The organism is Metabacillus litoralis (assembly GCF_020524045.1).
In the GTDB taxonomy this organism is placed as follows: Bacteria; Bacillota; Bacilli; order Bacillales; family Bacillaceae; genus Metabacillus; species Metabacillus litoralis_C.
In genome coordinates, this window is the sequence record NZ_JAIVKL010000024.1 from 19,992 (window position 1) to 33,517 (window position 13,526).

The 13,526-nt window shown below is 34.4% G+C and carries 11 protein-coding genes; all 11 read left to right on the top strand.

Annotated features, from left to right (window positions below; all coding sequences use genetic code 11):
• Nucleotides 1-49 precede the first annotated feature (49 nt).
• The 11 genes from purR to LC076_RS21920 all read left to right on the top strand — a co-directional run bounded on the left by purR (nucleotide 50) and on the right by LC076_RS21920 (nucleotide 13,519).
• Nucleotides 50-895 (top strand): pur operon repressor, encoded by an 846-nt coding sequence (purR, locus tag LC076_RS21870; protein WP_226671268.1) that lies wholly within the window; start codon nucleotides 50-52, stop codon nucleotides 893-895.
• Nucleotide 896: 1 nt separating this feature from the next.
• Nucleotides 897-1,271 carry a 2-iminobutanoate/2-iminopropanoate deaminase gene (gene ridA, locus LC076_RS21875; protein ID WP_226671269.1) on the top strand — a complete coding sequence of 125 codons (375 nt, stop codon included), beginning with the start codon at nucleotides 897-899 and terminating at the stop codon, nucleotides 1,269-1,271.
• A 595-nt stretch (nucleotides 1,272-1,866) separates the two neighbouring features.
• Nucleotides 1,867-2,157 carry a septation regulator SpoVG gene (gene spoVG / locus LC076_RS21880; protein WP_046517517.1) on the top strand — a complete coding sequence of 97 codons (291 nt, stop codon included), beginning with the start codon at nucleotides 1,867-1,869 and terminating at the stop codon, nucleotides 2,155-2,157.
• Nucleotides 2,158-2,423: 266 nt separating this feature from the next.
• Nucleotides 2,424-3,800, top strand: coding sequence for a bifunctional UDP-N-acetylglucosamine diphosphorylase/glucosamine-1-phosphate N-acetyltransferase GlmU (gene glmU, locus LC076_RS21885; protein WP_226671270.1), 1,377 nt, complete (start codon nucleotides 2,424-2,426; stop codon nucleotides 3,798-3,800).
• 19 nt (nucleotides 3,801-3,819) lie between these two features.
• On the top strand, nucleotides 3,820-4,773 hold the full coding sequence (locus tag LC076_RS21890; protein WP_226671271.1) for a ribose-phosphate diphosphokinase: 954 nt from the start codon (nucleotides 3,820-3,822) through the stop codon (nucleotides 4,771-4,773).
• 346 nt (nucleotides 4,774-5,119) lie between these two features.
• Complete coding sequence (locus LC076_RS21895; protein WP_226671272.1) at nucleotides 5,120-5,746, top strand: 50S ribosomal protein L25/general stress protein Ctc; 627 nt, start codon at nucleotides 5,120-5,122, stop codon at nucleotides 5,744-5,746.
• A 313-nt stretch (nucleotides 5,747-6,059) separates the two neighbouring features.
• Nucleotides 6,060-6,617, top strand: coding sequence for an aminoacyl-tRNA hydrolase (pth, locus tag LC076_RS21900; protein WP_226671273.1), 558 nt, complete (start codon nucleotides 6,060-6,062; stop codon nucleotides 6,615-6,617).
• 350 nt (nucleotides 6,618-6,967) lie between these two features.
• A complete protein-coding gene (locus LC076_RS21905) occupies nucleotides 6,968-7,198 on the top strand; it encodes an anti-sigma-F factor Fin family protein (protein WP_226671274.1) in 231 nt (76 codons plus the stop codon).
• 171 nt (nucleotides 7,199-7,369) lie between these two features.
• A complete protein-coding gene (mfd, locus tag LC076_RS21910; RefSeq protein ID WP_226671275.1) occupies nucleotides 7,370-10,900 on the top strand; it encodes a transcription-repair coupling factor in 3,531 nt (1,176 codons plus the stop codon).
• A gap of 216 nt (nucleotides 10,901-11,116) precedes the next feature.
• A complete protein-coding gene (gene spoVT / locus LC076_RS21915; RefSeq protein WP_226671276.1) occupies nucleotides 11,117-11,653 on the top strand; it encodes a stage V sporulation protein T in 537 nt (178 codons plus the stop codon).
• Nucleotides 11,654-11,932: 279 nt separating this feature from the next.
• The gene (locus LC076_RS21920) at nucleotides 11,933-13,519 is read left to right on the top strand and encodes a polysaccharide biosynthesis protein (RefSeq protein WP_226671277.1); all 1,587 of its coding nucleotides are present in this window, start codon (nucleotides 11,933-11,935) and stop codon (nucleotides 13,517-13,519) included.
• The last annotated feature ends 7 nt before the right edge of the window (nucleotides 13,520-13,526 follow it).

The window sequence follows — 13,526 nt, forward strand, 5'->3', positions numbered from 1 at the left end:
TAAGTTATATTTACTTTAATAATATTCGGATTTTGGAGGTTGCCCTTTTATGAAATTTCGTCGTAGTGGTCGTCTTGTTGATATGACAAACTACTTGCTTCATCATCCTCATTCTTTGGTACCATTGACATATTTTTCGGAAAAATATCATTCTGCTAAATCTTCAATAAGTGAGGATTTAACGATTATCAAGGAAACATTTGAACAACATGGCATTGGAACATTATTAACAGTTCCAGGAGCAGCAGGTGGAGTAAAGTTTATTCCAAAGGTTGAGCATAAAGAAGCAAAACAATTTGTTGATGAGCTTTGTGAATTAATTGCAAAACCAGAAAGACTCCTTCCTGGGGGTTATTTGTATTTAACTGATATCCTTGGAAATCCTTCAATAGTCAATAAAATTGGTCGTCTATTTGCGACTGCTTTTGGTAATAGAAAAATAGATGTCGTAATGACAGTTGCGACTAAAGGTATTCCATTAGCTTATGCAGTTGCAGCACAGTTAGATGTGCCTGTTGTTATTGTTCGTAAAGATAGTAAGGTAACAGAAGGATCTACAGTGAGTATAAATTATGTATCAGGATCTTCAAAACGAATTCAAACAATGCTTCTGGCTAAGCGCAGCCTAAAAGAGGGGTCTAATGTACTGATCATCGATGACTTCATGAAGGCTGGTGGTACCATAAATGGTATGATTAGTTTACTTGAGGAATTTAAAGCAAATGTTGCAGGTATAGGTGTTCTTGTAGAAACAGAAGGTGTTGAAGAAAGACTTGTAGACGAATATATTTCACTTGTAAAGTTGGCAGATGTAGATGTTCGTGAGCGTAATATTCAAGTAATGTCTGGGACATACTTTCAATTAGTTAAAGACAAAAAGATTGGAGAGAATTAGTATGAAAATTGTTAGCACTCAAAATGCACCAGCTGCTATCGGTCCGTATTCTCAAGGTATTATTGTCAATAATTTGTTTTATAGTTCAGGTCAAATTCCTCTAACTGCTGAGGGTGAGATGGTTACTGGTGATATTTCAGAGCAAACTCATCAAGTATTTAAGAATTTACAGGCTGTTCTAAAAGAAGCAGGTGCTTCTCTTGAAACAGTTGTAAAGGCAACAGTTTTTCTTGACGATATGAACACTTTTGCTGCATTTAATGAAGTATATGGTCAATATTTTGCAAATCATAAGCCAGCACGTTCTTGTGTTGAGGTGGCTCGTCTTCCTAAAGATGCACTTGTAGAAATAGAAGTAATTGCTTTAATTAAATAGACTCTTTTAAACTTTGTTGTTGATTTCCGTTACAGGCATTCGCTTTCCCGGGAAAAGAGTATATTTTTTCCTAGGTCCGGGAGCCTCCTCGTAAGCTGCGCGCCTGAGGGGTCTCCCTTTGAAACGCTTCTCGCGTAGGAGTCTCATATATTCACCTCCAATCAACAAAGCGCTGAAAATCAACATATTTAACATAGCCATTAAAGAATACAAAAAAACCAATTACGATCACTGTAATTGGTTTTTTTGTATTCTTAACAAGTTGAACCACTAAATACACGTAAGAGACACACTGTGTTTTAAATTCTAGTTCCAGAAGGCTTCATCTTTATAGAGAGGGTAGACTATCTTTTCAACAACTATAAGTAACTTGGCTTACGTTTTTTCTTATTCTATCAGACTTGTTTTTGATCATATTTCACTCATAATTATTTCAATAAGATAGCGTTTTCATCATTGGGAAGTTTTTAAAATATATATTGTCAATAAATTTGCTTATTTTGTAAATTTTTTTTTGAATATTGCAGGAATAATGAAAAATTTGTTGAATATGTAAACTAAAGTTTTTCATATGGGGGAAAAGGTGGTGAACAGAATGGAAGTTACAGACGTAAGATTACGCCGCGTAAACACCGAAGGACGAATGAGAGCTATTGCATCTATCACGTTAGATCATGAGTTTGTTGTTCATGATATTCGCGTTATTGATGGAAACAATGGTCTTTTTGTTGCAATGCCAAGTAAGCGCACTCCTGATGGTGAATTTAGAGATATAGCACACCCTATTAATTCTAATACACGCGGAAAAATTCAAGATGCTGTATTAGCTGAGTATCATCGTTTAGGTGAACTTGAGGTAGAATTTGAAGAAGCGGGTGCTTCATAAAATAAAAGTAAAGGACTTTGCGAAATATGCAGAGTCCTTTTTCACGTTTTAAAGACTTTTTGGAACTTTAATTTCTAAAAAAAATCTATGTGATTTTAAAGTGTTAATCACGATTAAATAAAAACTATGTTAAAATTAGAAAAATCATGTACTTTTGTTTGTTACCTTGAAATACATGATGTTTTAAGATATATTTTTCTATGGATAAAAAGGAATTATACATAAATCATAAAGATATAGTTCATCGATAAATTGGAGGCCTGAATATGGATAATCGGTATGCAGTTATTTTAGCTGCAGGTCAAGGTACTAGAATGAAATCATCATTATACAAAGTACTTCACCCTGTATGTGGAAAGCCAATGGTTCAACATGTTGTAGATCAAGTGTCTAAGCTGAATTTATCAAAAACTGTTACAGTTGTTGGTCATGGTGCGGAAAAAGTAAAATCTCAACTTGGAGACACTACAGAGTATGCTTTGCAAAGTGAACAATTAGGAACGGCTCATGCAGTTATGCAAGCATCTTCCTTTTTGGAAAAAGAAGAAGGAACAACTATTGTTATTTGTGGAGACACACCATTGATTACAGCTGAAACAATGTCTGACTTATTATTACACCATCAAGAAACAAAGGCAAAGGCGACAATCTTAACTGCTAAGGCTGATGATCCAACAGGATACGGGCGTATCGTTCGAAGTGCTGAAGGAACGGTAGAAAAGATTGTAGAGCATAAAGATGCAAGCGAGGCAGAGAGAGAGTTAACAGAAATTAATACTGGTACATATTGCTTTGATAACCAAGAGTTGTTTAAAGCGTTATCAAATGTATCAAATGATAATGTACAAGGAGAATATTATTTACCTGATGTCATTGAAATTCTACAAAAAGAGGGTAAAATAGTATCTGCGTATCAAACAGGTTCTTTTGATGAAACATTAGGAGTAAATGATCGTATCGCCTTATCTCAAGCTGAGAAAATTATGAAGCAAAGAATTAATAAAGAACATATGAGAAACGGTGTTTCAATTATAGATCCAGATCACACGTACATCTCTGCTGAAGCAATTATTGGTAGAGATACAATCATATATCCAGGAACAATGATACAAGGTGACACTGTAATTGGTGAAGAATGTATCATTGGACCAAATACAGAAATTAAGAATTGCAAGATTGAAAATCAAACAACCATACGTCAGTCTGTTGCACATGATAGTGAAATTGGTAATAGTGTTGCGATTGGACCATTTGCACATATTCGTCCTTTATCTACGATCTCTGATGAAGTAAAGATCGGAAACTTTGTTGAAATTAAAAAGTCAGTCATGGGTAAAGGAAGTAAGGCCTCACATTTAAGCTATATTGGTGATGCTGAGGTTGGAGCAGATGTAAATCTTGGATGTGGATCAATTACGGTAAATTATGATGGTAAAAACAAGTTCCTCACAAAAATAGAGGATGGAGCTTTTATTGGATGTAATTCAAATTTAGTTGCTCCGGTTACTATTGGTAAAGGCGCATATGTAGCTGCAGGATCAACCGTTACAAATGATGTACCAGAAAAAGCGTTATCTGTAGCAAGGTCACGACAAGTAAATAAAGAAAATTATGTTGACCGATTAAATAATAAAAAATCCTAATGGAGGTTTTCACTTTACCATGCCTAATCGTTATAGTGATTCTAATTTAAAAATATTTACGTTAAACTCTAATCCAGCTTTAGCAAAGGAAATCGCAGATGTTGTTGGTGTTGATTTAGGAAAATGTTCTGTTACACGTTTTAGTGATGGTGAAATTCAAATTAATATTGAAGAAAGCATCCGCGGAAGTGATGTTTATGTTATTCAATCAACAAGCGGCCCGGTTAATGAACATTTAATGGAGCTTTTAATCATGATTGATGCACTAAAGCGTGCTTCAGCAAAAACAATCAATATCGTTATTCCTTACTATGGTTATGCGAGACAAGATCGTAAAGCAAGAGCGAGGGAACCTATTACAGCTAAGCTTGTTGCAAATCTTTTAGAAACTGCAGGGTCAACACGTGTAATCACATTAGACTTACACGCCCCACAGATTCAAGGATTCTTTGATATTCCAATTGATCATTTGATGGGTGTACCAATTCTTGGAGAATACTTCCTAGGTAAAAATCTAGAAGACATTGTTATTGTTTCACCAGATCATGGTGGAGTAACAAGAACGAGAAAGCTTGCAGATAAACTTAAAGCTCCAATCGCAATCATTGATAAAAGGCGTCCAAAACCAAATGTTGTTGAAGTAATGAATATTGTTGGTAATATTGAAGGGAAAACGGCTATTTTAATCGATGATATCATCGACACAGCTGGTACAATAACTTTAGCAGCTAATGCGTTAGTAGAAAACGGTGCTAAAGAAGTTTATGCTTGTTGTACACATCCTGTCTTATCAGGTCCAGCAATAGATCGTATTCAAAACTCTAAAATTAAAGAGTTAGTTGTAACAAATTCAATTTTATTACCTGAAGAAAAACGAATTGATAAGTTAGTAGAACTTTCTGTGGCACCATTAATTGGAGAAGCCATTATTCGTGTTCATGAAAAACAATCTGTTAGTTTATTATTTGATTAAGGGTCTTTTCTAAAGAATGTTACTTATTAACGTACGACAACTGACTTGATTAAGAATAAAGCTTATTTGTTCCAATCTCTACAACAGTGTAGAGATTGGATATAAATAAGCTTTTTTATATGGCACTTTTAAAATTGAAGGAAACAGCAATGTATATGTATAAAGACTAGTGGCATCTTTGCTGCTAGAAACGTACCATTTATACGCTGAAAAGACTGTTCTCAATGGATAAATTAAGTCGAGTAGCAACAATCTTTCAGAAAAGAGCCTTGAATTATGTTTATACTACTTAACTTATGGGAAAAACAATGATAAGGAATGAATCTCATATTAGGAAGGTGTATATATGACGACAATACAAGCAGTAGAAAGAAAAGAATTTACAAACTCTGCAAAAAGAAAAGTACGTGAATCTGGTAAAGTACCAGCTGTAATATATGGTAAAAAGATAGAGAGTAAACCGATTGCATTGGACAGTATAGCACTTATTAAAACCCTTAGAGAAGAAGGTAAGAATACGATTATTCAATTAGATATAGATGGAGCATCACATGCAGTTATGCTGTATGATATGCAAACAGATCCACTTAAAAATGAACTTGTACATGCTGATTTCCATGTAGTGGACATGCAGTCTGAAGTGGAGGTAGAGGTACCTATCCATCTAAATGGTGAAGCACAGGGTGTTAAAGATGGTGGTGTTTTACAACAACCACTACACGAATTAACGATTGCTGCTAAACCTGGTAAAATCCCTCAAACTATTGATGTAGATATCTCAAGTTTAGGTGTGAACGAGACAATCTTAATTAAGGACATACCAAATCATGGAGATTATACATATGTCCAAGATGAAGAACAAGTGATTGCTTCAATTCTCCCTCCTAAACAAGAAGAAGAAATTGATAGTGGAGAAGAACAAGAACCAGGGACTCCCGAAAATGAAGAGGGTCGAGAGCATAACGAAGCTTAATATATATAATAATTCTTTAGTGTCAGTTCTCCTTTGTACGATGAAAAGGAGGACTGACACTTTCATTTTTGGTTATACTAATTCTAGCTAGATGGCATAAGGCAAGAGACGAAATGAATAGGTAATTTTCGTAGAATGTATTAATTCTAAGTTGAAAGGTGAATATTTTTAGAAAAAGTGATGATTTTGTCAAAATTAGACATGATCTAACAACATGTTTTATTTATGGTTTGTCTCTTTTATGATATTGTAAAGAAGATAGAATTTTTATGTACATAGTAACAGTGAAGTTTGTTAGGAGGGTTTCACATTTATGAAACTCATAATAGGATTAGGTAACCCAGGTAGACAATATGAAAAAACAAGGCATAATGTCGGTTTTATGGTGATTGATAAGCTTGCAGATGATCTTTCTATTTCCCTAGATCGTCAGAAATTTAACGGGATTTATGGAATAGGACATATATCTGGAGAGAAAGTCATATTATTAAAACCACTCACATACATGAATTTGTCTGGTGAGTGCATACGACCTCTGATGGAATATTATGAAGTTAATGAAGAGGAGATAGTCGTTGTATATGATGATCTCGATTTGCCTGTAGGAAAAACGCGTTTACGAACAAAAGGTAGTGCAGGCGGTCATAATGGCATCAAATCGATGATTCATCATTTGGGTACTCAAGAATTTAACCGAATAAAAATAGGTATCGATCGCCCTACAAATGGGATGAAAATATCAGATTATGTTTTAGGTCAATTTACTGAAGACGATAAACAAGGAATAACAGAATCCATTAATACATCAGCTTCTGCATGTGAAAAATGGCTTACTCATTCTTTTGTTCAAGTAATGAATGAGTTCAATTGATTTTTTAATATAGGCTGTTTTCGCAAACTTTGTTGCTTTTAAATACCTGAAGCAATCAGCACTGTATGAAGTCTAGTGACATCTTTTCTTCAAAAAATAGTACCCTTATAGTGAAAAAACACTGTTTTCACTACAAATTGTGGTTACATAGCAACAATCGTTCAGAAAGAGCCTTAATATATAAGAAGTTTTTTGAATTAAGTTTATTTTTAAAGATTAAAAGTGAAAATTAACAAGTGAATTTACCTGAAATCTTAATAAATACGTAAATTAGGTATTTTTTCTGACGTATAGCAGATCTTGAAAAGGTACATACTATAAGTAAAATAAACCTTTTCAGGAGGCGTGTTATGGCTTTGCATTATCATTGTAGACACTGTGGTGTGAAGGTAGGTAGCCTTGATAATAGTTTAATTTCTAGTGAACAGCTAGGGTTTACTACCTTAACAAATGCTGAACGCCAAGAGATGATTACTTATCAACAAAACGGTGATATACATATAAAAACAATTTGTGAAGACTGTCAGGATGCATTAAACAGAAACCCTGATTTACACCAATATGAAAGTTTTATTCAGTAAGAGCTTTGGGAGACAGCCCAAAGCATTTTTCTGTTTTAAATTCGATCCTTTAAAAATGATATCTTCAGTTGAGTGATTTTTTATGATTTAAATGATAGAGGTAACAGTGAAAACGAAAACAATCTAAAAAACAGCCATTTATAAAGACAGAACTTGAGAGGGGGGCTGAGCTTGAATAGTTTACAGAAATATTTTTATGAAAATGATGATTTTAAAACAATCGTGTCAGGTATTGAAGAAGGATTAAAAGAGCAATTAGTTGCTGGCTTATCTGGTTCAGCAAGGACTGTATTTACTGCAGCCCTTTACCATGACTTAAAAAAATCTCTATTAATCGTTACACACAACTTATACCAAGCTCAAAAGGTGTATGAGGATTTATTAAACTTACTTAAAGAAGATGTTTATCTTTATCCTGTAAATGACTTAATTGCAGCTGAGGTTGCTGTAGCCAGTCCTGAATTAAAGGCGCAAAGAATTGATGTATTAAATAAGCTAGCACAAGGCAAACCATCAATTGTCATTGCACCAGTTGCAGGTGTAAAAAGGCTTTTACCACCAAAGGACCATTGGAAGAAAAATCAATATAAGTTAACAGTAGGACAAGATATTGATGTAGATAACTATATACATCAGTTTGTATTACTTGGTTATGAACGGGTAGATATGGTTAGTTCACCTGGTGAATTTAGTGTTCGTGGCGGAATCATTGATATCTATCCTCTAACAGAAGATCACGCTGTGAGAATTGAGTTATTTGATACAGAGATAGATTCAATACGATCTTTTAATATTGAAGATCAAAGATCAATAAGTATGTTAAAAACAGTCACAATTGGACCTGCTGTTGAAGTGATTATTAATGAAGAGTCCAAAATACGTAGTATTGAAGCGATTGAAACAGGGTTAGCTAAAAGTCTTAAGAAAATGAAAAATGATCAACAAAAAGAACTTCTAGTTGAGAACATTCAATATGATCTTGAGCGGATGCGAAATAACCAGTTTAGTCAAGATATCTTTAAATATTCATCTCTGTTCTATGAAACGCCTGCTAGTTTACTAGACTATGTACCAAAGGATTCTATTATCGTTTTGGATGAGGTAAGTAGAATTCAAGAGACGTATGAACAGTTGGATCGCGAAGAAGCTGAATGGTATACACATTTACTTGAAGAGGGAAAGATTTTTCAGGATGTAAAGATATCACACTCATATGTTGATGTGATGACAAAGTCAAAGCAACCCTTGATTTATATGTCTCTATTTCTTCGACATGTTCCACATACGAGCCCACAAAATATATTGAATTTATCATGCAAACAAATGCAGAGTTTTCATGGGCAAATGCATTTATTAAAAACAGAGTTGGAAAGATGGCAGAAATCACAGTATGCTGTTGTTTTTTTAGGTGTGAATGAGGAACGAGCGAAAAAATTAGAACTTGTATTAGAAGATTATGAAATCAATGCCACGATTCAGAAAAATACAAATGTGTTAACTAGCGGTGGCATTTCAATAATAGAAGGCGATTTACAAACAGGGTTTGAGCTCCCAATGCAGAAGCTGGCTGTTATTACAGAAGAGGAGCTTTTTAAGAAGCGTGTTAAAAAACAAGTGAGAAGGCAAAAGCTCTCGAACGCAGAAAGAATCAAAAGTTACTCTGAATTAGAGATAGGGAACTATGTTGTTCATGTTAATCATGGTATTGGTAAATATGTTGGTATTGAGACCCTTGAGATTAATGGTATCCATAAAGATTACTTAAACATCAAATATCATGGTAGTGATCAACTTTATGTACCTGTTGATCAAATTGACCAAGTTCAGAAATATGTTGGTTCAGAAGGAAAGGAACCAAAGATTTATAAGCTTGGAGGAAGTGACTGGCGAAGAGTTAAAAAGAAAGTTGAATCATCTGTTCAAGATATAGCTGATGATTTAATTAAACTTTATGCAGAGCGTGAAGCGAGCGAAGGGTATGCGTTTTCTCCTGATGGAGAAATGCAAAAGGAATTTGAATTAGCATTTCCATATCAAGAAACTGATGATCAAATTCGCTCAATAATAGAGATTAAAAAGGATATGGAACGAATTCGACCAATGGATCGCTTATTATGTGGTGATGTTGGGTACGGAAAAACTGAGGTGGCTATTAGAGCAGCATTTAAAGCAATTGCAGATGGAAAACAGGTGGCATTACTTGTACCAACAACCATTCTAGCTCAACAACATTTTGAAACAGTGAGAGAAAGATTTCAAGATTACCCGATTAATGTTGGTCTTTTAAGTAGATTTAGAACGAGAAAAGAAATTACGGAAACGAATAAAGGTCTTAGCAATGGAACGGTTGATATGGTAATTGGTACACATCGTTTGTTATCAAAGGATATCAAATATAAAGATTTGGGTTTACTAATCATTGATGAGGAACAACGATTTGGTGTAACTCATAAAGAGAAAATCAAGCAATTGAAGGCAAATGTTGATGTTCTCACGTTAACAGCAACACCAATTCCAAGAACCCTCCATATGTCCATGCTTGGAGTAAGAGATTTATCAGTTATTGAAACACCTCCAGAAAATCGTTTTCCGGTACAAACCTATGTTGTTGAATACAATGGAGGATTAGTAAGAGAATCGATTGAAAGAGAAATGGCTCGTGGTGGCCAGGTGTTCTTCTTGTATAACAGAGTTGAAGACATCGAAAGAAAAGCAGATGAAATCTCTATGCTTGTACCTGATGCAAGAGTGACATATGCACATGGGAAAATGACAGAAAATGAGCTTGAGTCTGTTATGTTGGGCTTTCTTGAGGGTGAATATGATGTACTCGTCAGCACAACAATCATTGAAACAGGTGTTGATATTCCTAATGTTAATACGCTTATCGTGAATGATGCAGATAAAATGGGCTTATCACAGCTTTATCAGCTGCGCGGGCGAGTTGGACGTTCAAATCGAATTGCATATGCTTATTTCACATATAGAAAAGATAAAGTATTAACTGAAGTAGCAGAGAAAAGACTTCAAGCAATTAAAGAGTTCACAGAATTAGGTTCAGGATTTAAAATTGCTATGAGAGATCTTTCCATAAGAGGAGCTGGAAACCTGCTAGGTTCTCAACAACATGGATTTATTGATTCAGTAGGATTTGATCTTTATTCTCAAATGCTAAAAGAAGCGATTGAAGAAAGACAAACAGAAGCACCTAAAGAAAAACCGATCGATGTTGAAATAGATTTACCATTAGATGCTTATTTACCTCAGGATTATATTGTGGACGGACGTCAAAAGATTGATATGTATAAACGATTTAGATCTATATCATCAATCCTAGAGCTAGAAGAATTACAAGAAGAAATGATTGACCGATTCGGTGAATATCCGGTAGAGGTTGGTTATTTATTCTCTATTGCAAGGCTGAAAGTATTTGCAATGCAAGAAAGAGTAGAAAGTATTAAGCAAGAAAAGGAAGTTATTTCTATTCTGATTGAAGAAGCCGCTAGCAATCGAATTGATGGTCAAAAGTTATTTGATCTTAGTAATAAATACAATCGAATAGTGGGCCTTGGTATGGAAGGTAGCAGGTTGAAAATGACAGTGGCCACAAAAGATCTTTCGGCTGAAAGATGGCTAAATATTATAACAGAATTATTAAATGGTCTTGCTCAAGTGAAGAAAGAAGAAATAACTGCTAAATAGCTTTAAGTTATCGTGATAAGCAAACACTAGTAAGGAAAATCAGGGATTTATCAAAAAAACGCTTTCAACATGTATATTACATCACTTGTGAAGGATACTAAATTTAACAAATGGTGATTGTTACATAAACAACTAGCTCCTGTTAAATAAACCATTCTTCAGGAAAAAACAATCATCTTTTTTTCCTATCATCCGATGAAAGTGAGGCAACGTAAGATGAAAGCAACTGGTATTGTTCGTCGCATTGATGATTTAGGTCGAGTAGTTATTCCAAAGGAAATCCGTAGAACTCTACGTATACGAGAAGGAGATCCATTAGAAATATTTGTGGATCGTGATGGTGAAGTTATTTTAAAGAAATATTCACCAATTAGTGAACTAAGTGATTTTTCTAAAGAATATGGAGATGCCTTATTCGATAGTCTAGGTCATCAGGTGTTAATCTGTGATAGAGACACATTCATTGCTGTTTCAGGTGGTTCTAAAAAAGAATACCTTAACAAAAACATTGGTGAAGTTGTCGAACAGGTTATGGAGGAAAGAAACTCCGTTTTAAAAACTGATGCCGGAGACACTCAGATTGTCTCAGGCTTTGATGAAGAAATTAAATCGTATACGATTGGACCAATTGTGGCAAATGGAGATCCTATTGGAGCAGTTATTATCCTTTCCAAAGATCAATCAATTGGCGAAGTTGAACATAAGGCAGTAGAGACTGCTGCGGGATTTCTAGCAAGGCAAATGGAACATTAATTCATGTAAAAGAGGTAGCGACTTCGCTACCTCTTTTATTATGGGGGAAGAAAGTTTTTACATATTGTTGGTGTCTAACTCCAGCGCCATTATGTCTAGGTTCTAGTTAAATAGGAATTGAAACGATTGTGCGCCATCTATTCCTTTTAGACTTAAATTTGCACCCTAAGGCCAAGCTCCTTGCACTATTCTTAGTGGATAATTCAACTAAAGTTAAAAGCAACTTGAGAATGTTGTATATGTTATAATTTAGGATAGAAAAACTTGAGAGGAGTAGGTATGAACATCCAGAAAAACAATGTTTATCTAGCTATGCAAGGAGCGGTAATACTAACAATTGCTGGGTTAGTCACAAAAATATTAAGTGCAGCATACCGGGTTCCTTATCAAAATATTGTAGGAGATATAGGGTTTTATATCTACCAACAAGTTTACCCTTTTTATGGGATGAGTGTTATTTTAGCTACATCAGGTTTTCCTGTGATTATTTCAAAGGTTATGCTAGATCATAGTTATGAAAAACCCTATCATATACGCTCTAAAGTTATGACTGTTTCTGTACTTTATCTCCTTGTTATTGGTTTATTAACATTTTTTCCTTTATTTAGTTATTCTGTTCAAATTGCTAATCATATGGGAGACAGTCACTTAGCATCACTCATTAAAGTGACATCTTTTTCATTTTTACTTATTCCTTTTGTATCGATCATAAGAGGTTTTTTTCAATCTGAGCAGAACATGAGTCCAACTGCTGTTTCACAAGTTATCGAGCAAGGAATAAGAGTGTCCCTTATTTTAGCAACCTCTTATTTTATGCTACGAATGGGCTTTGATTTATATGCTACAGGTATTGGAGCTCTTTTGTCATCAATAGTTGGAAGTGTAGCTGCATTTATCTTTCTATTGGTTTTATGGTATAAGAAAAGTCAACAATTAAATATAGGTTGGAATTTAACAGCACCTATTAGGTCAATAAGTATTGTAAGATCTCTAGTGAAATATAGCATAACTATAGGTCTTAGTAGCTTATTGCTAATCTTTATTCAGTTAATCGATGCGCTCAATTTATATTCTTTACTCGTTTCTACAGGTATGGATGAAACATTGGCAAAAAAAACAAAAGGGATATATGATAGAGGGCAACCACTTATTCAATTAGGAACTGTAGTCGCAACGTCATTAGCGTTATCACTAGTTCCTGTGCTTGCTAATGCAAAGGCAAAAAAAGATAATGAATTTATACAAGAACAACTAGAGTTGTCACTGAAATTATGTATTGTCATTGCAGGTGGTGCAGCAGCCGGTTTAATGGCAATCATGAAACCAACGAATATTATGCTATTTACAAATGAAGCTGGAACTAATGTGTTAATCGTGCTAAGTTTTTCAGTTTTATTTACATCGCTTGCTTTAACTCAATTTGCGATTTTACAAGGACTTGGTTATACCTTTTTCCCAGCAGTTTCTGTGTTACTAGGAGTGGGTATAAAATATTTATCAAATGTATGGCTTATACCAGAAATGGGTGTGAGTGGTGCTGCATTTTCAACTGTAGTTGCCTACGGAGTTGTAGTTGTTATGACACTAATTTATATGCTTAGTAAAGGGTATCATTTCCCGGCATTTAAGCATTTGTTAAAGGTTGTCATTTCAATACTTGTGATGGTGCTTTGTTTATCGGGCATTTTACAGATAATTGAAAGTTACTTCAGCTTTGATAACAGGCTGTTTGCTACCTTAATTTCTCTAGCAGGAGTTGTTATTGGTGGTAGTGTTTATGGCATGATGATTTTAAAACTGAATGTTTTTACTAAAACAGAACTTGTAAATATTCCAATAATTAATAAAGCGATAAAATTGAAATGAGGTACAT